This window comes from Bradyrhizobium sp. USDA 4341 (assembly GCF_054063755.1).
This window is the reverse complement of the sequence record NZ_JBSSGO010000002.1, coordinates 5,852,105-5,877,140: the sequence shown is the minus strand read 5'-3', so window position 1 is coordinate 5,877,140 and position 25,036 is coordinate 5,852,105. Positions and strand designations below refer to the sequence as shown.

The following is a 25,036-nucleotide window of genomic DNA, read 5'->3' as shown; positions in this document are numbered from 1 at the left end:
TTCAATCAGAACCGAAGCTCTAGCGGGCGACTCCACGGATTGCGGAGAACTTCGGTTTCATAGGGAGGCAACATTGCTTGGGCAACTCGACCCGGTAATCCTGGCGCGTGCGCAGTTCGCGTTCACCGTCTCCTTCCATTTCATCTTCCCGGCCTTCTCGATCGGACTCGCAAGCTACCTCATGGTGCTGGAGGCGCTCTGGCTGAAGACAGGAGAAGGCGTCTACGCCAATCTCTACCGCTACTGGCTCAAGATCTTCGCGGTCACGTTCGGCATGGGCGTGGTGTCGGGCGTCGTCATGTCCTACCAGTTCGGCACCAACTGGTCGGTGTTCTCCACCAAGGCAGGACCGATCATCGGTCCGCTCATGGCCTATGAGGTGCTGACGGCGTTCTTCCTCGAAGCCGGCTTCCTCGGCGTCATGCTGTTCGGCATCAGCAAGGTCGGCAAGGGCCTGCATTTCTTCGCGACCTGCATGGTGGCGCTCGGCACGCTGATCTCGGCGACCTGGATCATCGCGGTGAACAGCTGGATGCAGACGCCCGCGGGCTTTGCGATCAACGCCAAGGGGCAGTTCGTGCCGGCCGACTCCTGGCTGCCGATCATCTTTACCGCGAGCTTTCCATTTCGCCTCGTCCATACCGTGATCGCGGCCTATCTCACCACTGCCTTCGTCGTCGGCGCCGTCGGCGCCTGGCATCTGCTCAGGGACCGCAGCAATCCGGGCGCACGCAAGATGTTCTCGATGGCGATGTGGATGGCCGCGATCGTCGCGCCGATCCAGATCCTGGCCGGCGACGCGCATGGGCTCAACACGCTGGAGCATCAACCGGCCAAGGTGCTGGCGATGGAGGGCGACTATCAGCCGAGTCCGAACGGCGCCCCACTGATCCTGTTCGGCCTGCCGAGCAATGACGAGGCGCGCGTCCGTTACGAAGTCTTGATACCTCACATCGGATCGCTGATCCTGAAGCATGATCCCTATGCGCCGCTTCAGGGCCTCACCGACTTCCCGCGCCAGGACTGGCCGCCTGCACATATCGTGTTCTGGTCGTTCCGGATCATGGTGGCGCTGGGATTTGCGATGCTCGGTGTCGGCCTCTGGAGCCTCTTCGCCCGCGCGCGCGGCAGGCTCTACGACTGGCGCTGGCTGCATCGCGTCGCGGTTGCGATGGGACCGGCCGGCTTCATCGCCGTGATCGCCGGATGGGTCACGACCGAAGTCGGCCGCCAGCCCTTCACGGTGTACGGCCTGCTGCGGACCGCGGAATCGCATTCGCCACTCGCTGCCCCCGCGGTCGCCGCCTCGCTCGTCGCCTTCGTGCTGGTCTATTTCAGCGCGTTCGGGGCCGGCACCTATTATCTGCTGCGGCTGATGGCCAAGCCGCCGGAGCGCAAGGAGCCGGAGCTGCCGAACCTGCCGCAGCGCGCGGCCGGCATCACACCGGCGGCAGGTGTCGGGGCGCCGCTGACGGCGGGGGAGTAAACGCCATGATCAGCATCGACCTCACCATCTTCTGGGCGGCGATCATCGGCTTCGCGGTGATGGCCTATGTCGTGATGGACGGCTTCGACCTCGGCATCGGCATCCTGTTCCCGAGTTTCGCGGTCGGCGACGAGCGCGATCAGGCGATGAACTCGATCGCGCCGGTGTGGGACGGCAACGAGACCTGGCTCGTGATGGGCGGCGGCGGGCTGTTCGCAGCTTTCCCGCTGGCCTACGCCATCATTCTCCCGGCGACTTATCCCCTGATCATCGCGATGCTGCTCGGCCTCGTCTTCCGCGGCGTCGCGTTCGAATTCCGCTGGCGAGACGCTGGCCATCGCGCGCTGTGGGACATGGCCTTTTCGCTGGGCTCGGTGGTCGCAGCACTGGCACAGGGCATCACCCTCGGCGCGATATTGCAGGGCGTCCGTGTGGAGAACGACGCCTATGCAGGCGGCTGGCTCGACTGGCTGAGCCCGTTCAGCCTGCTGACCGGGATTGCCGTCGTCATCGGCTATGCCCTGCTGGGCGCAACCTGGCTGATCTGGAAGACGGAAGGAACGAGCCAGCGCCACGCGCGCCGCCTCGCCTTCTGGCTCGGTCTCGGGACGCTCGCTGCGCTTGCGGCGGTGAGTGCGGCGACGCCTTTCCTGCATTACGATTACTGGCGGCGTTGGTTTGCGCTACCCGGTGTGCTGCTCACGGCGCAAGTGCCGCTGCTGGTCGCGATCTGTGCGGCGACCCTGTTCTGGGGCCTCAAGCGCGATTTCGAGCGGCTGCCCTTCGCGATGGCACTCGCGCTGTTCCTGCTCGGCTTCCTCGGTCTCGGCATCAGCATCTATCCCTATGTCGTCCCCCGCGCGGTAACGATCTGGGATGCCGCCGCGCCTCCCGAGAGCCAGTCCTTCATGCTGGTCGGCGCGCTGGTCATCGTCCCGGTCATCCTCGCCTATACGGGCTGGGCCTATTGGGTGTTCCGCGGCAAGGCCGGCGTTCACGGATACCATTGATGGAGAACCGGCTTCCGCTCTGGCAACGGCTCGCCTGGATGGCCGCGATCTGGGGCGCGAGCGTCATCGCGCTCGGGTTGGTCGCCGGCCTGATCCGCCTCGTCCTGACAGGCTGACGTCGCCCCAACGGAAGAAGCAATCAGGCGGCGGCGTAACGTCGAACCGGTCAGCGATCCTCGGCCGGATCGCGTCGCGCTCAGCTCTGCTCTCGGGCTTTTCGCTTCGGCAGCCGCACCGTCAGCACGCCATCATCGAAATCAACGCGCATTCGATCGGGGTCGACCGAACATGGCAACCGCATCACGCTCAAAAATCTGAACGAGCGTCCCACGCGACAACGGCCTTCCCGCTTGTGCCGTCCCTGGCTTGGTTCGGCGAGAATGGTGAGCACCTCACCGTCGACCATGACCTCGATCTCGTCTTCGCTCAGGCCAGGCAGGTCGGCAATGACCACCACATCGCGTTCGTCTTCGTACACGTCAAGGTCAAGCATGCGGGGACTGTGCGGTTACGAGACTGCCTCGATCACCCCGTCGCCATGTCAAAATTGCACGGATTTCCATCATTTGGATTTGGCAGCCGGCACCTTCGACGCAAGTTCCGGCTCGACGTCGTCGAGGAAACTCGCCGATGGCACGAAGAACAGTGCGCCGGTCACGGCGCGGCTGAAGTCCAGCAGCCTGTCGTAGTTTCCGGGCGGCCGGCCGACGAACATGTTTTCGAGCATCTGCTCGATACGATGCGGCGATCGCGCGTATCCGATGAAGTAGGTGCCGAACTCGCCCTTGCCGAACTCGCCGAACGGCATGTTGTCGCGAACGATTTCCAGTTGATCACCATCCTCGACAATGGTCGTCAGGACGTTGTGCGCATAAGGCGCCTTCGCCGCGTCCAATTGCTCGATGTCGGAGAGCTTGTGTCGACCGATGATGTTTTCCTGTTGCTCGACCGGCACTGCATTCCAGCGCGCCAAATCGTGCAGATACTTCTGCACGATGACGTAACTTCCGCCGGCGAAGGGCGCATCCTCCTCGCCGACAACGGTTGCGCGTTCGGCGTCTGCGCCGACGGGGTTTTCCGTCCCATCGACAAAGCCCATCAGATCGCGGTCATCGAAGTATTTGAAGCCGTGCACCTCGTCGATAACGGTCACGACGTTCCCGAGCCGCGACATGATCTGCGCTGCGAGCTCGAAACACATATCCATGCGAGTGGAACGGATGTGGAAGAGAAGATCGCCCGGCGTCGAAACCGCATGATGCACGCCGCGAATTTCTTGAAACGGATGCAGATCCTTCGGTCGCGGCGCGCCAAACAGCCGGTCCCAGACGCTGGAACCTATGCCCATGACGCACGACAACCGCCCCTCGAGGTCACGGAAGCCGACGGCCCGTAACAGCGAGGACAGGTCCGCGCAGAGACCACGCACGGCGACGTCGCTTTCAGGTCCCGAATTGACCGTCACGACCAGGAAGATGGCCGCCCGCGTGAGACGCGCGACGACCGGTTGCGGAACAGCAGACGGCACACCTTGCTCCTTTGGACACCTCTGAGAGGTCTCTAATCCATGTCTCGAAAAGCGTGCCCGTCGGCTTTCACGCCCAAGATGACACTCGAGGGCACCAGGTCCTGGGCACAGGTGCCGTCGAACATCCAATCGCCCTTGTCCGCAAGGTCAGGGAGATTTGCGCCCTTGCGTACATACAGTCCGATCGCCGGTTTCTTCACATTGATGTAGAGATCGTACTCTTCCATTTTACCAACCTTCCTGAAACACGGGACCTACCGTCTTCCGCTCCGGGATCGCGCAAGCGACGTGCCAGAGCGCAGGCGTCACGACGTCAACCGCTAGCTTGGGAGCCCTGGCTCTCGGGAGTGCCTGTCCGGCCCAGACCGGACAAGCCGTCTCTCGCACCTGGCACGAGCGACACGACTGCCGATCACAGCTTGACCGGCCGCCCCGACTTCTCCTCTTCCAGAGTGACGGCAATATCCGCATTGGCGGAGAGGCGAACCTTGTCGCCTTCGACACCCGCTACGAAGCCCATTTCAATGTAGTGATGATGACCTTCGTGATGAGCAAAGCTGTCGGACTTCTTGAGCCTGATGCGATCGCCCTCGACACGATCGACTGTGCCGACGTGAACGCCGTCCGCGCCGATGACTTCCATATTCCCTTTGATCTGGTCCGCCATGAGTTGGTTCTCCTGTCCAATTTCTAACTAGTCCGAGATTGTTTTCAGCGGCCTGGGAGCCCTCGACACGCTCCCCTGCCGCCACGCCATCAGTCCTCGAAAAGCCTGGCGATGTCGGCGTCGCAGCAAAGCCGAACCTTGTGGCCCTCGACGTTGTTGACGAGATCGAGGCCGATATAGTGATGATGCTTCTTGTGCGAACCGCCGTCGCGCTTCTTGAGCTTGATACGATCACCCTCGATGCAGTCCACCGTGCCCAGATGATCGCCATCGAAGCCGACGACCTCCATGTTCTCCCTGATTTCGTCCGTCGCCATGCTTCCTCGTCAGTCCTCGCTTCGCCCTGATGTCCGCCGCCGCCTCGGATCACGGCCTCAAATCATGACTTCATCGTCCTGGTCCGCGGTCGGCGCGGCCTTGCCGTTGAAGTTGAGGCCGTCCTTGCCCGCCGAGATCTTGACCTGCGAACCGTCGCGCACATCACCAGCGAGCAGCATCTCCGCCAGCGGGTCCTGCAGGTAGCGCTGGATGACGCGCTTCAACGGACGGGCACCGTATGCCGGGTCCCATCCCTTGTTGGCCAGCCAATCCCGCCCCTTGGCGTCGAGCGACAGCTCGATCTTGCGATCGTCCAACAGCCGACGGAGCCGCGCAAACTGGATTTCGACGATCCGGCCCATCTCGTTCTTCTGAAGCCGATGGAAAAGAATGATGGCGTCGATCCGGTTGAGGAACTCGGGCCGGAAATGAGCCCGCACCATCGTCATGACCTGCTCGCGCACCGCGCTGGTTTTCTCGCCTTCCCCCTGGTTGACGAGCAGCTCGGCCCCGATATTCGAGGTCATGATGATCAGCGTATTGCGGAAATCGACGGTGCGGCCCTGGCCGTCGGTCAGGCGTCCGTCATCGAGCACCTGCAGCAGGATATTGAACACATCCGGATGCGCCTTCTCGATCTCGTCGAACAGCACCACCTGATACGGTCGCCGGCGCACCGCCTCGGTCAATACGCCGCCCTCGTCATAGCCGACATAGCCAGGCGGCGCGCCGATCAACCGCGCGACCGAGTGCTTCTCCATGAACTCGGACATGTCGATCCGGACCATCGCCGTCTCGTCGTCGAACAGAAATTCGGCAAGCGCCTTGGCGAGCTCGGTCTTGCCGACGCCGGTCGGTCCGAGGAACATGAACGAGCCCATCGGGCGATTGGGATCCTGCAACCCCGCACGCGCGCGGCGCACCGCCGTCGACACGGCGCGTACGGCTTCGGCCTGACCGACGACGCGCTTGCCGAGCGCCTCCTCCATGTGGAGCAGCTTCTCCTTTTCGCCTTCCAGCATCTTGTCGACCGGAATCCCGGTCCAGCGCGACACGACCTGCGCGATGTTGTCGGCGGTCACCGTTTCGCCGGTCGACGTGCTCTCGCTGGTTTCGACCGCGGCAAGCTTCTTCTCGAGTTCGGGGATCCTGCCGTAGGCAAGCTCACCAGCTTTCTGGAATTCGCCCTTTCGCTGTGCATTCGCGAGTTCGGTGCGAAGCCGCTCGAGCTCGCTCTTCATCTTCTGTGCGTCGGAAAGCTTGCCCTTTTCGGCCTGCCATTTCGACGTCAAATCGGCCGACCTCTTCTCGAGATCGAGCAATTCCTTCTCCAGCGTCTGCAGGCGGCTCTCCGAGCCGGCATCGTTCTCCTTCTTGAGCGCCTCCTGTTCGATCTTCCGTCGGACGATCTCGCGATCGAGGTTGTCAAGCTCCTCGGGCTTGGAGTCGAGCTGCATCTTCAGCCGGGCGGCCGCCTCGTCGACGAGGTCGATCGCCTTGTCCGGCAGGAAGCGGTCCGTGATATAGCGGTTCGATAGCGTCGCCGCCGCGACCAGCGCCGAATCCGAGATGCGAACACCGTGATGAAGCTCGTACTTCTCCTTGAGACCGCGCAGGATCGAGATCGTATCCTCGACCGTCGGCTCCGACACGAACACCGGCTGGAAGCGCCGCGCCAATGCCGCGTCCTTCTCGACATGCTTGCGGTACTCATCGAGCGTGGTGGCGCCGATGCAGTGCAATTCACCGCGGGCCAGCGCCGGCTTGAGCAGGTTGGAGGCGTCCATCGCGCCGTCGGTCTTGCCGGCGCCGATCAACGTATGCATCTCGTCGATGAACAGGACGATGCCGCCCTCGGCCACCGTCACCTCGTTCAGGACCGCTTTTAACCGCTCCTCGAATTCGCCGCGATATTTCGCACCGGCGATCAAGGCGCCCAGGTCGAGCGCAAGCAGCTTCTTGTCGTTCAAGCTCTCCGGCACGTCGCCGTTGACGATGCGCAACGCCAGCCCTTCGACGATGGCGGTCTTGCCGACGCCGGGTTCACCGATCAGCACCGGGTTGTTCTTGGTGCGGCGCGAGAGCACCTGGATGGTGCGGCGGATCTCCTCGTCGCGACCGATCACCGGATCGAGCTTGCCGTCGCGCGCGGCCTGCGTCAGGTCACGGGCGTACTTCTTCAGCGCGTCATAGGCGTTCTCCGCCGATGAGCTGTCGGCCGTGCGCCCCTTGCGCAGCGCGTTGATCGCAGCCTCCAGATTTTGCGGCGTGACGCCACCATCTCTCAGAAGTCCAGCCGCATCGCTGTTTCGATCCGAAGCCAGGCCCTGAAGCAGCCGCTCGACCGTGACGAAGCTGTCTCCCGCCTTCCCCGCTGCCTGCTCTGCCGCGGTGAACACGCGGGCGGTCTCGGGCGCGAGATAGACCTGTCCCGAGCCGGCTCCCGATACTTTCGGGAGCTTGTTCAACGCTGCTTCCGTTGCTTTGAGGATCGCCCGCGAATTGCCGCCGGCGCGGTCGATCAGGCCGCCCGCCAGACCTTCGCCGTCATCGAGTAGCACCTTGAGGATGTGAAGAGGCGTAAACTGCTGGTTGCCCTCCCGCGTCGCCAGCGACTGTGCGGACTGGATGAAGCCTCTCGCGCGATCGGTATACTTTTCAACGTTCATGGAACCACCTCAAGCCAGCAACACCGGCGCATGTCGTCTCCGTTCCGATTTTATCGACCCGTCGGCGAGCGCGCCCTTTTCGCCTCGAGGTGCTGTTCCAATCGACCGAGGTCGATCACCATGCGCTCATGGGTGCCGCTGCCGATCTCTTCGGATTCGTCATGGGCGGTCACCGCGAAGACCAGGCGCCGTCCATCGACGCCGGTGACTTCGGCCTCTGCGGTCACCCGCTGTCCCGCCGGCGTCGCGGCGATGTGCCGGACGTCGACCGCAGTCCCGACCGCCGCCTCTCCGGGTTCGAGATAGCTCCGGACGGCGTTGAGCGCCGCATTCTCCATCGCAAGGATCATCACCGGCGTCGCGAGAACCGGCGGTAGCGTCGGGTCCTTGAACTGGCTGGCCAGATGTTGCGGCTTCACGTCGAGCGTGAAGCGGCCCTTTGCGCCAAGAGGCACCGGCTTCATGTTTCACACCGCCTTCTGGAACAGTTCCTCGACATAGTCCCAGTTCACGAGGTGATCGAGAAACGCCTTGACGTAATCGGGCCGGCGATTGCGATAGTCGATGTAGTACGAGTGCTCCCAGACATCGCAGCCGAGAATGGGTTTGGCGCCGTGCACAAGCGGACTTTCGCCGTTCGCAGTCTTCATCACGACGATCTTTCCATCCTTCACGGCCAGCCAGCACCATCCAGAGCCGAACTGGCCAATACCAGCTGCCACGAAGTCGTCCCTCATCTTCTCGGTCGAGCCGATATCCGCGTTGATCCGCTTCTCGAGGCTGCCAGGGATCGCGCCGCCGCCTCCTGGCTTCATCCACTTCCAGAAGTACGTGTGATTGAGATCCTGGCTCGCATTGTTGAAGAGCGGCGTGCTCCTTCCAAAGGAGCCGACGACGACCTCCTCGAGGCTCTTGCCTTCCCATTGCGTGCCCTTGATCAGCGTATTGAGAGCGTTGACGTAGGCCGCGTGATGCTTGTCGTGATGATACTCGAGCGTTTCTTTCGACATGTAGGGAACGAGCGCATCATGGGGATAGGGTAGATCGGGGAGGGAAAACGACATGTGACTTCTCCGGCTCATGATCTGCTGTGTGAGCGAACATCCGGGTTTGCTATCGACGTAGGCTCGATCGCTCATGCCGATAGTGCGTATCGCGATCCGCCAGGTCGCAATCGCGCCGATCCGACGGATACTTCCTCAGCAACCGACGTGCCAACTCAAACGGCGCGGAATATCAATACGTTACAGAGCGACAAGAACGCGCCGTTGGACAAGTTGTCGAGACAACGCGAGACAAACTGTCCGAGATGGCAGGAACCAGACGAGGCTTGAACAGACGTTCTTGCGACAGCAAGCGACGTACGCGGTTCACTCGACGCATCGGATGCTCGCACAAGCCTTGATGCGCGACCCGCCCGCCGTCCTACGTCTTCGGTCCGTACATCAACTCGAGTGCTGCAAGCGCAGTCAGGATATATCCGCCATCATTGTCCATATCGTCATCCGTAGAGAGATCAAATTCCCTCCAAACGCCCTCAAGATTGCCGGCCCTTCTTTCGTTGATGACCTTGGTAGCCAGATCACTTATGACGCCGAACTGCACAAGGTCGTAGTGCAGGCCGTCGGCATCGGAAAACAGACCGTGCTTGCGCAGGAACGCGGCCATCGGCATCGACGTTTCGCTGAGGTAGAAAAGCAAGTCGCCCGCGTCCAAGGGCCGATCCATCGCCTGGGGCACGAAGCCGACCTGCTCGACAAGTTGAGCAGCGTATGATCGAAGATCGGTCGTGAGCTGGTTCAGCGATACAACAGGCATTGCGGATCTCCTCACCTGTGAAAACGGATCCTCGACCGGCCCGGGTTTGATCGGTCCCTGGCTCTAGCCGCCTGATCGGATAACGACGCGCGCACTCAGGTCTCTACTTGACCCTGCGGCCATGGAAGAACCCGGCATTCGTCGTGTTCTCACGAATGTTGGCCGTTTCGCCTTGCTCCGCCGTGTTCTTCGCCTTTCCCTTCGGCTGCGGCCCGGCATTGCGGTCGGGTTCCGATCCGGTCCCCTTTGGACTCCGGTTCGCAGGCGGGACAGGTGGCATCTTGTTGTGACGTGACATGGCGGCAACTCCCTTTGAAGACAACGGATCGCAACTCCTGCCGATATCGTGGGAGATCGAGCAACTGACGTGCCAAATCGAACCAGCAACGAAATCAGCCTCATAGCGTGACAGTTCTCACCGGGATAAAGACAATTTGTCAGTGCCAGGTCAAACAAACTGACCGGCGAATTTGTTCGTCGAAATCCTCCATTGTAATTGACCATCGCGCGACGCAATTCGCGCCACGTCGCTTTCACGTGTCTAACGCTGCGCCACGGCGAATCGTTGCACCGCGATCGCCTTGACCTCGAAAGGTCGGGCAAACTATCTCTCGCGGTCAGCCGGGAGCTTCTCGCAGCCAGACCGAAAAGGTCGTGCCCTTTCCCAATTCGCTTTCGACCGAGATCCTACCACCTTGTCGGGTCACGAGCATCTGGCTAATTGATAGCCCGAGGCCGGTGCCTTCCCGTCTCTTGGTCGTGAAGAAGGGATCGAAGATCCGTTGCATGATATCGGGCGTCATGCCGGCGCCGGTGTCGCCGACCTCGATCACAACGCCACGACGGAGACCTTCCTGGCGATCAAACGTCCGCAGCGTCAGCCGTCCGCCGTCGGGCATTGCGTGAATCGCATTGACGATCAGATTCACAAGCACCTGCTGTAGCTCGGTCCTGTTCATCGAAATCGGGCGCGATGCGCGATACTCCTTGTCGACGGTGATCGTCGTCTTGTTCAGCAGGTGCTGGACCAGCGGCAACGTATCGTTCACGATCTCGTCCGGCTGATACTGCTCCACGAAGCCCGCGTATTCCTGCGGCTTGGCGAACTGAAGCAGTCTGGTGACGATCTCGCTGATCCGTTGCAACTGCTCGTCGATGAGCCGGAACTCGGTCTTCGCGGCATCGACCTTGCTCCCCATCAGGTCGCGGATGACTTCGAGATTTCCCTGCACGACGGCGATCGGATTGTTGATCTCATGCGCGATGCCGGCGGTGATTTCACCGATCGCAGCAAGCTTCTCCGACATGATGAGCTGCTTGGTGGTTGCCTCCAGCTGCTGGTTGGCGAGTTGCAGCTTGCTGGTACGCTCCTCGACGCGCTGATTGAGCTCCTCATTCCATTGCCGCAGCTGGGTATCGCGCTCGTGAAGCTGGTCGAGGAGCCGATCGAGGTGGAGCGCAACCCGACCAATCTCGTCCTGATCGCCAGCATGCCCGGTTCGGGCGTCGAGCTCACCCCGTTCGACCCGGGTAATTGTACCTGTCATGCTCTCGAGAGGACGGAAGATCGCCGCGGCCCATCTCAGAAACAACGGGACAGTCGCGGCAACGGCAACCAGGAAAGCAACCGCGATCTCGATCAACGTCCGGCGCTTCGCTTCGGTGAAGGGCTTTTGAAGAAAGCCGGCGTAGAGCATTCCCACGCGATGATTGTAGCTATCGAGCAGCGGCTCATAGCCCGAGACATACCAGTCGTTGACGACGAATGCACTGTCGAACCAGCTGCCGCCGTCGTCGAGGACGGCCTTGCGGACCGCCGCCGACACACGGGTGCCGATCGCACGCTGCGTCTCGAACAACTCCACATTGGTGCTGATGCGTACGTCATCGAGAAACAGGGTGACAGTGCCACGGCTCTCCTGAGGCAGGCCCAGGCCATGATAGATAAGATCATTGATCGTATCGACGAAGGCGAGATTCTGATTCAAGAGGATGCCGCTTACCAGCGCAGCACGCCGACCGTCGGGCAGCATCAGCGGGTTGGCCGACTGAAGGATCAGGCCGCGCGTTTCCTCCGCCTTTGTGCTCGGAGCGCTTCCGACCGTCGGAACGAGATCGATTCGTGCCCGCCGCGCGAGATCAGGCGATACCGCCGAAAGCTCGGTCGCCTCGAAAACGTCGATCGCCGTCCTTGCGTGCCCGTCAAGCGCGGTGCTGATGACCGGCCAGTTCCAACGGACGGAGGCCGACGCAAGGGGATATTCGCTGGCCACGATATGTCCGCCGTCGACCACGATATAGAGAAAATCAAACCCGCGGGCTTGCGCAGTTTCATTGAGAAGTGCCGCAAGATCGTCATCAGCACCACCTTGCTTCTGCAAAATCTTCTGAAACCGCGCGGAGCCGGTGACGAAAGCCAACTGATCTTCCGTATTCTCCATGATGCGGGTGAGATACTGATGCGCGATGGTCAGATCATCGTGGACCTTGGAGAGCAGCGCTTCGTCGAACTTGGTGTTCCAGCGATAGATGCTGATCCCCAGCAGTAGCGGGAGGATCACGAGCATCGGCACGAGGGCGATCGCCAGCAATCGATAGCGAACCGAGGGCCGATTGCTCATCGAGCGAACGGCTATACTTTCCAGCTTGCGCATTTGCGGTCGACCGTCTTACGCGAGATGCCAAGCCGCCGCGCAGTTTCGTCGCGATCTCCGCCTGTCTCGCGAAGGATAGCCAGGATATGGCGTCGCTCCACCTGAGCAAGACTCTCCCCGCCGCTCTCGCCATGATCAAGGGCTCTCTCGAAATCCTCTGGGAAGGTTCCGAGAATGATGGTCCGCTCGATCAGATTGCGCAGCTCCCGGATATTCCCGGGCCACTCGTAGTGCGTCAGGGCCGCGCGCACACGCTCGCCCATGGGCACGGCAGGCATGCCGAGCTGCTGGGAAATATCGCGCATGAATATTGCGGCGAGCTCAAGGACGTCCTCGCCGCGGTTTCGAAGCGGCGGCATGCCGATTTGCATGATATTCATTCGGAAGTAGAGATCAGCGCGGAAACTGCCGGCCTCGACCCGGCTTGGCAGATCGGCATTGGTGGCGAAGACGAAGCGGGCGTCGAACGGGACTTCTCGTTCCGCCCCAACGGGACGCACGCGGCGATCCTCGAGAACGCGCAGCAGCTTGCTTTGCAGCGTGTACGGCAATTCGCCGATCTCATCGAGAAACACGGTCCCGCCCTGTGCGTGCATGAACAGGCCCTCGCGAGCCCGTCCTGCACCCGTGAACGCTCCCTTGAGATGGCCGAACAGTTCGCTCTCGATCATATCGGCGGGAATCGCGCCGCAATTGATCGGCACGAAGAGCTTGTCAGCGCGATTGGAGAGGGAATGAAGCGAGCGGGCGGCAACCTCCTTGCCGGTTCCTGATTCGCCGGTAAACAAGACTGGCGTCGGCAACGGAGCAACTCGCGCGATGATATCGCGCACCTGTTGTATGGCGCCCGACTGACCCAGCAGCTTGTTACGCAGGAACGTTTCGTATGAAGCGGATGTCAATTCATGACGCAGCACGTAATTCTCTCGCTGCAGCCGCGTTCGGTCCAGGCATCGGGCCACGGCGTTGAGCAACTGATTGGAACGGAACGGCTTGATAACGAAATCGACGACGCCGGCCCGCAAAGCCACGATGGCTGTATCGAGGTCGGCGTAGGCCGTCATCAGGATCACATCGGCGAAGAAGCCGATCGCCCGTTGTTCGGCAAGCCAATCGAGACCGGCTTTCCCGGGCATGACGTTGTCAAGGATGACCACATCGAAATGCCGGCTGTCGAGCTTGCGCGACGCCTCCTTGGCATCCGCCGCCTCCTCGATCAGCTTGCAACGCGGCCGCAGAATCTTGACGAGAAAGTTGCGGATGCCGGGCTCATCATCGATAACCAATATCGACGCCTGCGAGAGCCAAGGGCCGAACTCCGGGCCGCCGACAGGTTCGACAACTTCCTGGGTTGAATCCTCCGACATTCGGCCCTTCTCCTGACGCCGCCTGTACCCTAACAGGGGACAGGCCCAAGAACCACAGCATCACATCCGTGCAAAAGCCCGTTTCAACGTTCGTACGCCGGCGCCGACCCGATTTCCGGCTGCCGCCACGGCGAAGACTAGGTCGCCTCTCCGCTGACCTCATCATGCAGCCGCGCAAGCACCCGCCGCATGCCATGAAGCTGGTCCACGAGATGAAGCACCACATCGATGCCTTCGTCGTTGACTCCCATTCCGGCCGCAAGATCCTGAATGAAGCGCGCGCGGGCGACGTCGCCCTCGGTGAATGTCATCCCGGTGATGGTCCGCTCCGGGATCAGCCACTCCTGCTCGAGCCAGAATTCCAAGGTCTGCCCCCGCACACCGGAAGCAATCAGAAACTCCTGCCTGCTCATGATCATGATGCACCGCCTTCGCGCGGGTTGAATTCCTTGCCCTTGCCCCATCCCGACACGAACGCCTCAAGCTCCGGGTCCGGCGAATTCGGCAGGACGATCTTCAACTTCACGAGTTCATCGCCGCTTCCGCCGCCATGGCGCGGTGCGCCCTTTCCGCGCAGGCGAAGCGTCGTCCCGGTGTTCGATCCCTTCGGGACCGACATCGTCACTTCGCCGGTCGGCGTCGGGACGCGCACCCGCCCGCCCAGAACAGCCTCAGACAGCGAGATCGGCAATTCCAGCGATATGTTGTCACCGTCGCGCGTAAAGCGCCGGTCGGGCAGGACTTCCACATCGATAAGCGCATCGCCAGGCCCGCCCCTGCCGGTGCCGGGCGCACCTTTGCCTTTCAGGCGCAGGATCTGACCGTCGACCAGCCCGGGTGGGATCTTCACATCCAATGCGCCGCCGTCCGGCAACGTGATGCGCTTGTTCCGACCCGTGATCGAATCCACGAAATCGATTGCAAGCCGATAGTGCAAATCTGCGCCGCGACGATTCGCGCGCGCCCGTTGACTGCGCTTGAGAAGCTCAGCGAACGGGTCCTCGCCGTCCATGAAATCGGCGAAGCCGGCGCCGCTGGTGTAGGGATGACCGTCGTCCGCGCCGGCGAAATCCCGGTAGAAATGATGTTGCGGCTGTTCCGCACCTGACGCGTCGATCTCTCCATCGTCGAACCGTTTCCGCTTCTCGGCATCGCCGAGCAGATCGTAGGCGGCCGCGACTTCCTTGAACTTCTCTTCGGCTTTCTTGTCGCCGGGGTTGAGATCCGGATGAAGTTTCTTTGCCAGCTTGCGATAAGCCTTCTGGATGTCGGCGGCGGAAGCCGACGATGAGACGCCGAGCACATCGTATGGATTGGTCGCCACTTCAGGTCTCCCGGCATCGGGACGTCGGGATCGCGTGACGGAAAAGTTCGCGAGCCGCGGTGCTGTTCGATGGCAGGCTGACGCTATGCAACATGGCCCGGGTCCACATATCCTGAATAGTTCTTGGCCTGCTGCGGCGTCATCCGCGTCGGATCCGGCTCCCCCGGCACACCCCGCGGGCCGAGCTTGGCCCGCGCGATGTCATCCTCCGTCAAACGCGGCTTGCCGTCGTCAAGCTGTCCATTGCCTCCGTGGTCTATTGCCATGGTTTCTCCCTGATCTTGCGAGGAGCCTTGTGGCTGGCATTCGATTCAGAAGACCGAACGGCTCTTGAACGCAACGCTCCGCGTCATCGCCCCGGTTGCAAGGTGAGGCTCTCGACGCCGGCGGCAATGATCACGCCGGTCGACGCCTGAACGCTGAGCGGTTGCAGCGCGATGCTGTTGTTCGAGCCGCCCAGCAGCACGTTTCCGCCCACGCCCACCACGGCCGCCGCCATGGCGTCGACCCCGACATAGGTGCCGGCAAGGTCGCCGCGACCGGGTTGCACCACGGGCGCGAACACATTCCAGGCCAGCGCCGTGGTCTCCGTGAAGCCGATATCGAGGCCGAGCTTCTGCATTGTCGCAACGTAATAGTCTTCCGGCATTCCGTTGATCCGCAAGACACATCGAAGATTGACAACAGCCCCCACGAGGAATCCGACGGTCGCGCCACCGAGGCACTCGAGCACGCCGACTTGCACCTTCTGTGCCGGTTGCGCCGGTTGCTGCGCAAGGCCGGGCGACACAAGCGCGCTCAGCATGGCGGTGGCAATAACGATGGAAAGACCCCGATGACGTCGCATGAGAAACCCCCTTTTGTGAGTTGGAAGACGATGCCTACTGGGCATCAAGGATAGAGCCTGAGTGAACCGATCGAGGCGGTCCGGGCAATTCGCGTCGCCCGGACCAGCCGATATTTGTGTATGCGCGGGAGGCCCCGGCCGCAGCCTCGCTACATCGACTTCTTCTCGTCGTCGCCGATCTCCGTAAACTCGGCATCGACGACGTTGCTGTCAGCGTGACCCGGGCTGGCGCCGGACGTCCCTTGCGACGCAGCGTGGATCGCCTCACCCAGCTTCATCACGCTCTGCTGGAGCACGCTCGCCTTGGTGGTGATCGCAGCCGCATCGTCGCCCTTCAGCGCCTCGCGCAGATCCGACATGGCGTTCTCGACCGCACGACGGTCGGGATCAGAAAGCTTAGAGCCATGCTCGGCGACCGTCTTTTCCGCGGAATGCAGCAGCGCCTCTGCGGTGTTCTTCGCCTCGACGGCTTCCTTGCGCTTCTTGTCCTCGACCGCGTGCGCCTCGGCCTCCCTGATCATGCGCTCGATGTCGGCTTCGGACAGGCCGCCGGACGCCTGGATCTGGATGCGCTGCTCCTTGCCGGTCGCCTTGTCCTTCGCCGAGACATTGACGATGCCGTTGGCGTCGATATCGAACGTGACCTCGATCTGCGGCACACCGCGCGGCGCCGGGGCAATACCCATCAGGTCGAACTGCCCGAGCAACTTGTTGTCGGCGGCCATTTCACGCTCGCCCTGGAAAACGCGAATGGTCACCGCACTTTGATTGTCTTCGGCCGTCGAGAACACCTGGCTCTTCTTCGCCGGAACGGTGGTGTTTCGCTCGATCAGGCGCGTAAACACGCCACCCAGCGTCTCGAGACCAAGCGACAGCGGCGTGACATCCAGGAGCAGAACGTCCTTGACGTCACCCTGCAGCACGCCGGCCTGGATCGCCGCGCCGATCGCGACAACCTCGTCGGGGTTGACACCTTTGTGTGGCTCCTTCCCGAAGATCTTCTGCACGATCTCCTGGATCTTCGGCATCCGGGTCATTCCGCCGACCAAGACGACCTCGTTGATATCCTGGGCCTTGAGGCCCGCGTCCTTGAGGGCGTTGAGACAGGGCTCGATGGTCCGTTGCACGAGATCGTCGACCAGGGATTCGAACTTCGCGCGGGTCAGCTTGACCTGGAGATGCTTGGGACCTGATGCGTCGGCCGTGATGAACGGAAGGTTGATCTCGGTCTGCGTCGTGGTCGAGAGCTCGATCTTGGCCTTCTCCGCGGCCTCCTTGAGCCGCTGCAGGGCAAGGTTGTCCTTGCGCAGATCGATGCCCTGCTCCTTCTGGAACTCGTCGGCCAGGTAGTTCACCAACCGCATGTCGAAATCTTCACCACCGAGGAAGGTGTCCCCGTTGGTGGCCTTGACCTCGAACACGCCGTCGCCGATGTCGAGAATGGAGATGTCGAACGTACCGCCGCCGAGATCGTAAACCGCGATCTTGCTTTGCTTCTTCTTCTCCAGACCATAGGCGAGCGCTGCGGCCGTCGGCTCGTTGATGATGCGCAGCACCTCCAGGCCTGCGATCTTGCCGGCATCCTTGGTCGCCTGCCGTTGCGCGTCGTTGAAATAGGCGGGGACGGTGATGACCGCCTGCGTGATCTTCTCGCCAAGGTTGGCCTCGGCGGTCTCCTTCATCTTCTGCAGGATGAACGCCGATATCTGCGACGGCGAATAGGACTTCCCGCCGGCCTCGACCCAGGCATCGCCGTTCGAGGCCTTGATAATCGTGTAGGGGACGAGCTTCTTGTCCTTCTCGACCATCGGATCGTCATAGCGACGGCCGATCAGGCGCTTCACCGCGAAGATGGTGTTGGTGGGATTTGTCACCGCCTGGCGGCGTGCGGGCTGACCCACGAGGCGCTCGCCGTCGCTCGTGAACGCCACGACCGACGGTGTTGTGCGCATTCCTTCCGCATTCTCAATGATGCGGGGGTTCTTGCCGTCCATGACGGCAACGCAGGAGTTCGTCGTTCCGAGATCAATACCGATTACTTTTCCCACTGTCGCACCCTCCTGTTTTTCCTGTTTGCTGTTCTTCACCGAACTGGTGCAGGTTGCTCGCCTGACCACCATTCCGGCGCGGCGAAGCTATCGGCGTCCAATGCGTGTGCGTGTCGTTCGTCGATATGGGTGGCGCAATGGCCAGCAAGGCCTGGCGCAGACCCGCTCGATCTCCAGCACGATGCACGTCTCATGACGCCTTCGGCTTCGGATCGGCATTGTACGCCACTTCCGGTGCGGCCGCTCCGGCTTTGTTCCGGTCCGGCGCCGACGCTTCGCCGCCCTGCGCGGCAACTTGAACGGGTATTCTGCGGGCGCGTTCCTTCTCCCTGTTGATCGGCAACATCACCGTCAGAACGCCATTGTCGAAGTCGGCTTTCATCTTGTCGGTGTCGACCGAATAAGGCAGGCGCAACGTGCGGAGCAATGTGCCGTAGGTACGCTCGAGGATGTGGAAGCTCTCCTTGTCGTTCGTCCGATCCAGCGTCTTCTCCGCGCGAATGGTGAGGATGTCGTCGACGAGCGTAACGTCGATGTCCTCCGCCCTCACACCGGGGAGGTCGGCGCTGATCCGCATCTCGCCATCGGTCTCACTCACATTGATGCTGGGCATGAAGGGGCCCTGCTGATCGACGTTGGGACGCGACTGATGATGAAGACGGCCATGCAGGAAGACCTCGCCAAACAGCCGATTGATCTCGTGATGGAGCGAATGGAAGGGAGCTTCGATATCGCGCTGAAGTGGATTGCCCGATCGAACAGGTGCGGTGGAATTCGGCGCCATCATTCTCTCCCGGTAAGACGACGGACTCTTTAATTCGGGCTCTTCTTTGCAACGGGCATGCCATCCCCTGCAGCCAACGGTAACAACGACTTAGAGGCGCATCGATCGCGACGGCGGACATTTTGTCTCTGTCGTGCAGGACAAGTTGTCGGTGGAGCGGGATGGGTTTTCATGCCCCACTCGCGATGCCGACCTTCGCGGGACGCAATGCGCGGGAGCCAATCGCGTAACCCGGCTGCAAAACCTTCATCACGGTGCCGCGCGGTACGGACGGATCCGGCACCTCAAACAATGCCTCGTGGAGATTGGGATCGAACCGCTCTCCCACCGGATCAAGCTTTCTGATGCCGTGCTTTTCCAGCGCGCGCAGCAACTCCTTCTCGGTGAGGCCGACACCTTCAACCAGAGTCCTCAGCGCCGCCTCCGGTTCCCGGACACTGGCGGGGATGCTGGCAATGGCTCGCTCCAGGTTATCGGCCACGATGAGCATATCGCCGGCAAATTTCGTGATCGCGTATTGGCGCATGTTGTCGAGATCGCGCTCGGCGCGACGGCGCGTGTTCTCGACCTCAGCCAATGCGCGCAGCAAGCGGTCCTTGAGCTCGGCGTTCTCGGCGAGGAGTTGAGTGTGATCCTCCGATGAAGGATCGCTTGCTGCGGCTCCCCCGGAGTCCGCCGCGCCGCCAGGGTCAGGCAGGGCATCGCTCGAGGTTGGCAGCGCGTGAGCCGAACCTGCCGGGCGGTGTCCGCGCGGATTGTCGTCGGGTGGCCATTTTCTTTCCGTCATCTAGCCCTCCCTTGCAGGCTGACAGCGCTTTGCTGTGCTGTTCACCGGGTGGTGCCCGCTAGGCTGCGCGAAACCGCAGGCCGAGGCCGACAAGCGCGCACCCCTGAAAAACAAGATCGATCGCCAGGACAAGACCAAGCAACCACAGACTGTTGACCGGCCAGCCAAGCAAGAAAACGAGCCCTGCGATCGCGGTGACGACACCCGAGGCGACGATCCAGCCCCAGCCGTGATCGGTTCTCGCCTGGAATCCGAGCCAGAGGCGGGCGACGCCCGACGCGACCGTGAGCAGAGCCAGCATCAGCGTCAGAAAGACCGAGGCAAGCAGCGGATTCATCGATGTCACGACGCCGGCGGCAGCGTAGAGGACGCCACTGAGCATCCACCACAGGAAGCCGCCCCAGGTCTTCACGCGGAGCGACTGCACGATCTGCATGACCCCGGCGACGATCATTCCCGCGCTCACGTAGTAGACCGTCACGATCGTCGCCAGCAGCAGGTTGCCGGCCGCGACAGCGCCCAGAACAATGAAGACGAGCCCGAGGCCGACGAACCAGCCCCATTTGGCGTGCACGTCCGCAAATGCGCGAGACAGCATGGACGCATGATTTGTGGTTGTCATAGGACCCTCCGAGAGTCGAACCGGCGAGCCCGCTTCAGCCATGTGCAACCGGCACTCCGGCGTGAAGGCCTATCGCCACAGCACACTCGCCACGGCACACCAGAGCAACAGACATGCCAATCAGGAAACCACGTTACGTCAGACGCTTGGTGGTTCGACCGCATTCAAGAAGGACAATTTGTCCGCGCGCCACGGGACAGAATGTCGAGGGCAGGCCGCCGCTGGGGAAGCATCGTTGTGACGAGGAAACTGCGGTGGCTTGGTCATCAACCGCCAACCCTCCCGGCACCTGGCCAGGCCGTCGCGAGGTCCGCTACCGCGGAAGACGTCTCAACGGTCAGTCTCTTGAGGGCTTCGGCTGAGTTTCACTCACAGGATCGGAGGCCGGAAACGTCTCTTCGAGGCCTTCTTCGAGCTTGGTCATTTTCATATCCGCCTCGATCGCCTTCTTGGGATCTACCGCGAGCTTGTCGACGGGGGCAGGATCAAATTTTTTCTTCATGGACACTCTCACTGGTGGACTGGTCCGCATGAATGCTGACTGGATCATCCAGTCGCCGATATCCTAGCACATCCACCTCACGCTGGCAGAGAAGCAGCCACGCCGCCAGGGTTCAGCGGCCCGCAGCGGCAAGATCGCATACCGCATTTAGGAGCAGAGCCGATAGGGGCTCTTCTGCACGGAGACGTATGGAGCGGGCCGTGCTGCCGCTACCGGATTCACGCGCATCAATTGCGTTCGCTCTGGCCGTGCAACAACGCGCGAGCTTACTGGACCGAGGCTCTCTCAACGATCCGCAGGCGGGATGCCAAGCGGCGACCGCAACCAACGAGGGCAAATCGCCTCGCGGCCGGCGTCAGGCGGCCCGCATTCAGCCTGCCGCGGCATTTTCTCTCGACCGCCCTACTTTCCCGTGACGATCATGTGTCTGAGGGCTATCCTCTGAAGGAATCCTCCGCCGGCCTCATGGCCGCCACAACAGACCGGAACTGCGGTCTCCACGCGAGAATTCGATGCACAAGTCACCCGCTGTTGAAACGAATGACGGCTTTGCCCGAATGAATTTGCCGGACCTTCGGATCAATTACGATCCGATCGATCCGGACCAGTTCGACCGACCAATTATCTCTCTCTGCATCGAGACCGGCCAGGGGAACGATGAGCTCCCACTTCATTCGCACAAGAAGGGGCAATTGGTGGTCGCCTCTCATGGATCGGTCATGTGTCGTGCACCAGGAGGACTATGGATCGTTCCGCCGCAGGGTGCGGTATGGATACCCGCCGGAGTTCTGCACAGCAACTGCATGTCAGGTTCCAGAAAGGTCTACGTCGTCTTCATCGATCCGCAGGCGAGCATGCTTCCGACGACCTGCTGCACATTCACGATATCGTCGCTCGTCCGCGAGTTGATCCATCGATTGTCGGTATTTCCGCCCCTGTATCCGATCGAGGGGCCGACAAGTCGACTCGGGCGCGTATTGCTCGACGAACTGGTGCAGATGTCCACCGAGCAGCTCTACCTGCCGATCTCCGCTGATAGCCGGCTCCAGCATCTGGCCACATCCCTTCTCAATGATCCTGCCGATCGGAGCACGGTCGAGGAACTGGCTGCACGATACGCGATGAGCGAGCGCACATTCGCCCGTCTGGTATTCAAGGAAACCGGGATGACGTTCGGGCGCTGGCGACAGCGGCTTCACATCCTGGTCGCGTTGCAGCGACTATCGGACGGATCTTCCGTACAAGCCGTATCACTCGATCTGGGCTACGAGACGCCCAGCGCTTTCATCACCATGTTCAAGAAGGCAATGGGCAAGAGCCCTCGTCGCTTCCTCGCCGAGCGGTCCAGCTTCGTCAGCCGCGAACCGGTCGAATAAGCAGCTTGCGACTTCGTATCCTGAGCCGCGGCCGGCAATGCTCTATCTCGAATTGAACGGCACCAGCGGGTACTGGAGGGTTGCCTCGGCCACGGCTTGCGGCGCCACCACGCGCGGCCTGCCGTTCTGCCCCTGCAGCAGAGTCACGTCGCCTCCCATGTTTTGACCGCTGGCATCGAACTTGATCCTGCCGCTGGACATCAAGATCGGCGTCATATCGGTTGCCTTGAGCGCGGCATGGATAGCGGCCGATTCAGAAGAGCCGGCGCGGCTCACTGCGTCCGCAACGATCTGCACGGCCTCGAACGCGCATCCTGAATTTGCGTCAAGCCAGTCGTTTGGATAGTCGGACGCAAACCGCTTGAGGATCGCTGCGGCGTCGGGAGCCTTCGGGTTGTACCACAGTGTCGACAGTATCGCGCCGTCACCGTATTTGCCCAATGCGTCGTAGTATGCCTTGTCCTGGACTCCGTTCGAGTTCGGCGAGAAGATCAATTTGGGATTCCATCCCTGCTTGACGCATTCCCGGATGATCATGATGGCATCGTTGACGCGCGTCACCGATACCAGCGCGTCGGCGCCCGAGGCTTTCGCCTTCGCCACCTCAACCGAGAGATCCCTCGCCTTCTCGTCGTACGGGATGTACTGGGCAATCTTCAGAGGGACATCGACCTCCTTCCAGGCCTGATCGATGCTGGCCGCGGTCGATTGCCCCATCGTGTTGTTGAGATGCATGATGGCCGCACTCGTCGGCACATCCTTGAGCGACGACAAGAGCGACTTCAGTTCGATCAGCGACTTCATGACGACCGTCAGCGACGTCGGATAGTAACGAAAGACCTGGGTGAAACCCTGCGAAGTCACCTGGGTCGCACTCGCGATATGCACCACCATCGGGACTTTCGCGGCTTCCGCGGCCTGCAGCGCCGATATCGTGGCGCCCGAGTCCCAGGCCCCGATGAGCACCGTGCAGCCCTGCCGGATCAGGTTCTCGGCGGCAATTCGTCCGTTCTCCGGCCTGCTCTGCGTATCGGCATGGATGATTTCCATGTCTATTCCGAACTTCTCCTTGGCGAACTTCGCACCGGCGTCGATACCGCGCACACAGGCCTGGCCGGGAAATGCCAAAACGCCGCTGCTCGGATTGATCGCGCCGACCCGCACCTTGGCCGGGGTGGCTGCCCTCGCTGGCCACGATACCAGGCCGGCAGCGGCGCCAACGCCGCTACCGAGCAGCGCGCGGCGGGTCAGACCACTTTCGTTGCGATTCTTCACGTGACGTTCCCCTTCCGTTGACTGCATGAAAATTGGGGCGATCCGGACGCATATGCGTCGGCGCAAACCCGGTCGCTCAGATCACGTCTTCATCTCGGCCTTGACCAGGTCGTCTTCACTCTCGTCGTAAAGCGTATCGATCAGCGACCTGTACCTCTCGAGAATTTGTTTGCGGCGTTTCTTCCGGGTCGGGGTCATCATCCCGTTCTCCGGGGACAACTCCTCCGGCAGTATTCGGAAGGCCTTGATCTGCTCGGCCCGAGCCAGTTTGCTGTTCGCCTTGGCGATCTCGCCTTCAATCAAGCGGACGACGATCTCGGAGTTTGCCAGCTCCGCGTACTGCGTGATCCGGAGGTCGCGCGATCTCACCCAATCCATCGTCGCGGTCGCATTGACCTCGATCAGCGCGGTGAGATACTTCTTCCCTTCTCCGATCACCGCCGCCTCGGAGATGAACGGGCTGTGCCGGATTTCATTCTCGATCTGCGTCGGGCTGATGGACTTTCCGTTGGAGGTGTTGATGATCTCTTTTTTCCGATCAACCAGCTTGAACAGGCCTGTCGGGCCGATATCGACGATGTCTCCGGTGTAGAGCCACCCATCGCGCAGCGCCGCCTTGGTTTCCTCCGGCTTGTTCCAGTACCCGACAAAGAGCCCCGGCCCCCGGACAATCATCTCCCCGTCCTCGAGAACCGCCGTCTCCCAGGCCGCATCATGCACGGGCACGCCAACGGTGCCGGCTTCCGGCCACTCCGCCATCTGGACCAGATTGGCGCCTACCAGTTCTGTCTGGCCGTAGCATTCCTTCAGCTGCAGTCCCCAAAGCTGCCAAAGGGACATGAGTTCGGACGGCATCGCAGCCGAAGATGTGTAGGTGATCGCGAGCTCCTCGAACCCGACTTCAGCAAGCAGCGGTCGAAAGATCTGGTCCTGGCACACGGCGAACAGCGCCGATATCAGGGGATCCGGCATGCCGCCGGCCTGGCGGTCGTCGAGCGCCTTGCGGGCGATCGTCATCGCAAACTGATAGTCCTGCTTCTGCTTCGCCGATCCGGAATGAACCTTGCTGAGGATCTGGGTGGCAAACCGCTGATAGAAGCGGGGCGGCGCCGTGAAATACGTCGGCTTCACATCCTTGATGGTCTGGGCGAACTCCATGCTGGTCTCGCCGAAATGCGGCACCATCCGGGCCAGCAAAGGCAACGTCGTCGCTTGCGCGCGCGCGACGGTATGCGACATCGGCAGATGCACGACGACGCGGTGCGTGTCGGAACGCATCCTCGGGCTGAACGTCGTCACGCTGTGCGCACCGGCGAGCAGCGACAAATGGGTCAGCATCGCGCCCTTCGGAAAGCCGGTGGTGCCGGATGTGTACCCGATGCTGACCACGTCGCTCGCCCTCGCTTTCTCGACCTGCTTGCGAAGGAATCCATCGGCGTCGACCGAGATCCCTTCGCAAAAGGCGCTGAGCGAGACGACGTTCGCCGCCGCATCGATCCCGTTCCATTCCGGATCGAGCACGATGATCTTCCGCAACTTTTCGGCCTGGCCGGACGCCAGGACGATGCCAAGCTGAAGCTCGCTGCCGACAAAGATGAAGGAGGCGCCGGAATCACTCAGGTAGTAACCGACTTCCTCCGGCGACGAGGTAAAATACACGCCGACCATGACGCCGCCGGCGCAGATCGTCGCCATATCGGCGAGCAGCCATTCCTGGGATACATCCCCCATGATGGCTGCGCGATCACCGCGCGCGAATCCGGCTTGCTGCAGAGCGGCCGCCAGATTCGCCACCTGACCCGAATACTGCCGCCAGGTCGCGGCGATCCATGCGCCGCGACGCTTTTGCTTGTAGGCGACCGTCTCAGGCCGCTCCGCCCGTCGCGCGTTCAGAAGCTGCGGAATGGTCACGTCGACGAGTTGAGCGCCCGAGGTGATGGATTCGACGTCCATC

25 protein-coding genes are annotated in these 25,036 nt (G+C 61.7%); 4 read left to right on the top strand and 21 right to left on the bottom strand.

Going from position 1 to position 25,036, the window contains the following annotated elements:
* Positions 1–73 precede the first annotated feature (73 nt).
* The 3 genes from ACVIGB_RS33955 to ACVIGB_RS33945 are packed head-to-tail and all read left to right on the top strand — an operon-like array spanning position 74 to position 2,612.
* Positions 74–1,486 (top strand): cytochrome ubiquinol oxidase subunit I, encoded by a 1,413-nt coding sequence (locus ACVIGB_RS33955; protein WP_456719387.1) that lies wholly within the window; start codon positions 74–76, stop codon positions 1,484–1,486.
* Between the two features lie 5 nt (positions 1,487–1,491).
* On the top strand, positions 1,492–2,496 hold the full coding sequence (gene cydB / locus ACVIGB_RS33950; RefSeq protein ID WP_456719388.1) for a cytochrome d ubiquinol oxidase subunit II: 1,005 nt from the start codon (positions 1,492–1,494) through the stop codon (positions 2,494–2,496).
* Positions 2,496–2,612 carry a DUF2474 domain-containing protein gene (locus ACVIGB_RS33945; RefSeq protein WP_456719389.1) on the top strand — a complete coding sequence of 39 codons (117 nt, stop codon included), beginning with the start codon at positions 2,496–2,498 and terminating at the stop codon, positions 2,610–2,612. The genes cydB and ACVIGB_RS33945 overlap by 1 nt, the downstream gene beginning before the upstream one ends.
* Positions 2,613–2,692: 80 nt before the next feature.
* Here the strand turns inward: ACVIGB_RS33945 and ACVIGB_RS33940 are convergent, their stop codons facing one another.
* The 19 genes from ACVIGB_RS33940 to ACVIGB_RS33850 form a co-directional block, all read right to left on the bottom strand.
* Positions 2,693–2,989 (bottom strand): Hsp20/alpha crystallin family protein, encoded by a 297-nt coding sequence (locus ACVIGB_RS33940; protein WP_456719390.1) that lies wholly within the window; start codon positions 2,987–2,989, stop codon positions 2,693–2,695.
* Positions 2,990–3,058: 69 nt separating this feature from the next.
* Positions 3,059–4,024 (bottom strand): Dyp-type peroxidase, encoded by a 966-nt coding sequence (locus ACVIGB_RS33935; RefSeq protein ID WP_456725015.1) that lies wholly within the window; start codon positions 4,022–4,024, stop codon positions 3,059–3,061.
* A gap of 412 nt (positions 4,025–4,436) precedes the next feature.
* Positions 4,437–4,691: a DUF2171 domain-containing protein gene (locus ACVIGB_RS33930; RefSeq protein WP_456719391.1), complete on the bottom strand. Its 255-nt coding sequence runs from the start codon at positions 4,689–4,691 to the stop codon at positions 4,437–4,439.
* Positions 4,692–4,780: 89 nt separating this feature from the next.
* Positions 4,781–5,008 carry a DUF2171 domain-containing protein gene (locus tag ACVIGB_RS33925; RefSeq protein ID WP_456719392.1) on the bottom strand — a complete coding sequence of 76 codons (228 nt, stop codon included), beginning with the start codon at positions 5,006–5,008 and terminating at the stop codon, positions 4,781–4,783.
* A gap of 57 nt (positions 5,009–5,065) precedes the next feature.
* Entirely contained in the window at positions 5,066–7,678 is a 2,613-nt protein-coding gene (gene clpB, locus ACVIGB_RS33920) for an ATP-dependent chaperone ClpB (RefSeq protein WP_456719393.1), read from the bottom strand.
* 50 nt (positions 7,679–7,728) lie between these two features.
* Positions 7,729–8,142, bottom strand: coding sequence for a thioesterase family protein (locus tag ACVIGB_RS33915; protein WP_229165128.1), 414 nt, complete (start codon positions 8,140–8,142; stop codon positions 7,729–7,731).
* Positions 8,143–8,145: 3 nt separating this feature from the next.
* A complete protein-coding gene (locus ACVIGB_RS33910) occupies positions 8,146–8,742 on the bottom strand; it encodes a superoxide dismutase (protein WP_456719394.1) in 597 nt (198 codons plus the stop codon).
* A 361-nt stretch (positions 8,743–9,103) separates the two neighbouring features.
* The gene (locus ACVIGB_RS33905) at positions 9,104–9,496 is read right to left on the bottom strand and encodes a hypothetical protein (protein WP_456719395.1); all 393 of its coding nucleotides are present in this window, start codon (positions 9,494–9,496) and stop codon (positions 9,104–9,106) included.
* A gap of 617 nt (positions 9,497–10,113) precedes the next feature.
* Complete coding sequence (locus ACVIGB_RS33900; RefSeq protein ID WP_456719396.1) at positions 10,114–12,117, bottom strand: sensor histidine kinase; 2,004 nt, start codon at positions 12,115–12,117, stop codon at positions 10,114–10,116.
* Positions 12,118–12,128: 11 nt separating this feature from the next.
* Positions 12,129–13,517 carry a sigma-54-dependent transcriptional regulator gene (locus ACVIGB_RS33895; protein WP_229165124.1) on the bottom strand — a complete coding sequence of 463 codons (1,389 nt, stop codon included), beginning with the start codon at positions 13,515–13,517 and terminating at the stop codon, positions 12,129–12,131.
* A gap of 137 nt (positions 13,518–13,654) precedes the next feature.
* Entirely contained in the window at positions 13,655–13,936 is a 282-nt protein-coding gene (locus ACVIGB_RS33890) for a chaperone modulator CbpM (RefSeq protein ID WP_456719397.1), read from the bottom strand.
* Complete coding sequence (locus ACVIGB_RS33885) at positions 13,933–14,841, bottom strand: DnaJ C-terminal domain-containing protein (RefSeq protein ID WP_456719398.1); 909 nt, start codon at positions 14,839–14,841, stop codon at positions 13,933–13,935. The genes ACVIGB_RS33890 and ACVIGB_RS33885 overlap by 4 nt, the downstream gene beginning before the upstream one ends.
* An 83-nt stretch (positions 14,842–14,924) precedes the next feature.
* Complete coding sequence (locus ACVIGB_RS33880; RefSeq protein WP_456719399.1) at positions 14,925–15,107, bottom strand: hypothetical protein; 183 nt, start codon at positions 15,105–15,107, stop codon at positions 14,925–14,927.
* A gap of 83 nt (positions 15,108–15,190) precedes the next feature.
* Positions 15,191–15,688 carry a DUF992 domain-containing protein gene (locus ACVIGB_RS33875; RefSeq protein WP_456719400.1) on the bottom strand — a complete coding sequence of 166 codons (498 nt, stop codon included), beginning with the start codon at positions 15,686–15,688 and terminating at the stop codon, positions 15,191–15,193.
* 149 nt (positions 15,689–15,837) lie between these two features.
* Positions 15,838–17,736, bottom strand: a complete 1,899-nt coding sequence (gene dnaK, locus ACVIGB_RS33870; RefSeq protein ID WP_456719401.1) for a molecular chaperone DnaK — start codon at positions 17,734–17,736, stop codon at positions 15,838–15,840.
* A 190-nt stretch (positions 17,737–17,926) separates the two neighbouring features.
* Positions 17,927–18,520, bottom strand: a complete 594-nt coding sequence (locus tag ACVIGB_RS33865; protein WP_456719402.1) for an Hsp20/alpha crystallin family protein — start codon at positions 18,518–18,520, stop codon at positions 17,927–17,929.
* 169 nt (positions 18,521–18,689) lie between these two features.
* Positions 18,690–19,307, bottom strand: a complete 618-nt coding sequence (gene grpE, locus ACVIGB_RS33860) for a nucleotide exchange factor GrpE (protein WP_456719403.1) — start codon at positions 19,305–19,307, stop codon at positions 18,690–18,692.
* A gap of 58 nt (positions 19,308–19,365) precedes the next feature.
* Entirely contained in the window at positions 19,366–19,929 is a 564-nt protein-coding gene (locus ACVIGB_RS33855) for an HdeD family acid-resistance protein (RefSeq protein WP_456725016.1), read from the bottom strand.
* Positions 19,930–20,266: 337 nt separating this feature from the next.
* Positions 20,267–20,431 carry a hypothetical protein gene (locus ACVIGB_RS33850; protein WP_171947950.1) on the bottom strand — a complete coding sequence of 55 codons (165 nt, stop codon included), beginning with the start codon at positions 20,429–20,431 and terminating at the stop codon, positions 20,267–20,269.
* Between the two features lie 512 nt (positions 20,432–20,943).
* Between ACVIGB_RS33850 and ACVIGB_RS33845 the strand changes: the two genes are divergently transcribed.
* Positions 20,944–21,807, top strand: a complete 864-nt coding sequence (locus ACVIGB_RS33845; protein WP_244549730.1) for an AraC family transcriptional regulator — start codon at positions 20,944–20,946, stop codon at positions 21,805–21,807.
* A 42-nt stretch (positions 21,808–21,849) separates the two neighbouring features.
* Here the strand turns inward: ACVIGB_RS33845 and ACVIGB_RS33840 are convergent, their stop codons facing one another.
* A complete protein-coding gene (locus ACVIGB_RS33840) occupies positions 21,850–23,082 on the bottom strand; it encodes an ABC transporter substrate-binding protein (protein ID WP_456719404.1) in 1,233 nt (410 codons plus the stop codon).
* Between the two features lie 81 nt (positions 23,083–23,163).
* Entirely contained in the window at positions 23,164–25,035 is a 1,872-nt protein-coding gene (locus ACVIGB_RS33835) for an AMP-dependent synthetase/ligase (RefSeq protein ID WP_456719405.1), read from the bottom strand.
* Between the last annotated feature and the right edge of the window lies 1 nt (position 25,036).

What these genes read in the sequence shown, in the direction of transcription:
- ACVIGB_RS33850 (WP_171947950.1), bottom strand. Translation starts at nt 20,431, where the DNA reads ATGAAGAAAAAATTTGATCCTGCCCCCGTCGACAAGCTCGCGGTAGAT.
- ACVIGB_RS33900 (WP_456719396.1), bottom strand. Translation starts at nt 12,117, where the DNA reads ATGAGCAATCGGCCCTCGGTTCGCTATCGATTGCTGGCGATCGCCCTC.
- grpE (WP_456719403.1), bottom strand. Translation starts at nt 19,307, where the DNA reads ATGACGGAAAGAAAATGGCCACCCGACGACAATCCGCGCGGACACCGC.
- ACVIGB_RS33865 (WP_456719402.1), bottom strand. Translation starts at nt 18,520, where the DNA reads ATGGCGCCGAATTCCACCGCACCTGTTCGATCGGGCAATCCACTTCAG.
- ACVIGB_RS33875 (WP_456719400.1), bottom strand. Translation starts at nt 15,688, where the DNA reads ATGCGACGTCATCGGGGTCTTTCCATCGTTATTGCCACCGCCATGCTG.
- ACVIGB_RS33835 (WP_456719405.1), bottom strand. Translation starts at nt 25,035, where the DNA reads ATGGACGTCGAATCCATCACCTCGGGCGCTCAACTCGTCGACGTGACC.
- ACVIGB_RS33905 (WP_456719395.1), bottom strand. Translation starts at nt 9,496, where the DNA reads ATGCCTGTTGTATCGCTGAACCAGCTCACGACCGATCTTCGATCATAC.
- cydB (WP_456719388.1), top strand. Translation starts at nt 1,492, where the DNA reads ATGATCAGCATCGACCTCACCATCTTCTGGGCGGCGATCATCGGCTTC.
- ACVIGB_RS33945 (WP_456719389.1), top strand. Translation starts at nt 2,496, where the DNA reads ATGGAGAACCGGCTTCCGCTCTGGCAACGGCTCGCCTGGATGGCCGCG.
- clpB (WP_456719393.1), bottom strand. Translation starts at nt 7,678, where the DNA reads ATGAACGTTGAAAAGTATACCGATCGCGCGAGAGGCTTCATCCAGTCC.
- ACVIGB_RS33855 (WP_456725016.1), bottom strand. Translation starts at nt 19,929, where the DNA reads ATGACAACCACAAATCATGCGTCCATGCTGTCTCGCGCATTTGCGGAC.
- ACVIGB_RS33940 (WP_456719390.1), bottom strand. Translation starts at nt 2,989, where the DNA reads ATGCTTGACCTTGACGTGTACGAAGACGAACGCGATGTGGTGGTCATT.
- ACVIGB_RS33915 (WP_229165128.1), bottom strand. Translation starts at nt 8,142, where the DNA reads ATGAAGCCGGTGCCTCTTGGCGCAAAGGGCCGCTTCACGCTCGACGTG.
- ACVIGB_RS33910 (WP_456719394.1), bottom strand. Translation starts at nt 8,742, where the DNA reads ATGTCGTTTTCCCTCCCCGATCTACCCTATCCCCATGATGCGCTCGTT.
- ACVIGB_RS33930 (WP_456719391.1), bottom strand. Translation starts at nt 4,691, where the DNA reads ATGGCGGACCAGATCAAAGGGAATATGGAAGTCATCGGCGCGGACGGC.
- ACVIGB_RS33925 (WP_456719392.1), bottom strand. Translation starts at nt 5,008, where the DNA reads ATGGCGACGGACGAAATCAGGGAGAACATGGAGGTCGTCGGCTTCGAT.
- ACVIGB_RS33845 (WP_244549730.1), top strand. Translation starts at nt 20,944, where the DNA reads ATGCACAAGTCACCCGCTGTTGAAACGAATGACGGCTTTGCCCGAATG.
- ACVIGB_RS33880 (WP_456719399.1), bottom strand. Translation starts at nt 15,107, where the DNA reads ATGGCAATAGACCACGGAGGCAATGGACAGCTTGACGACGGCAAGCCG.
- ACVIGB_RS33895 (WP_229165124.1), bottom strand. Translation starts at nt 13,517, where the DNA reads ATGTCGGAGGATTCAACCCAGGAAGTTGTCGAACCTGTCGGCGGCCCG.
- ACVIGB_RS33890 (WP_456719397.1), bottom strand. Translation starts at nt 13,936, where the DNA reads ATGATCATGAGCAGGCAGGAGTTTCTGATTGCTTCCGGTGTGCGGGGG.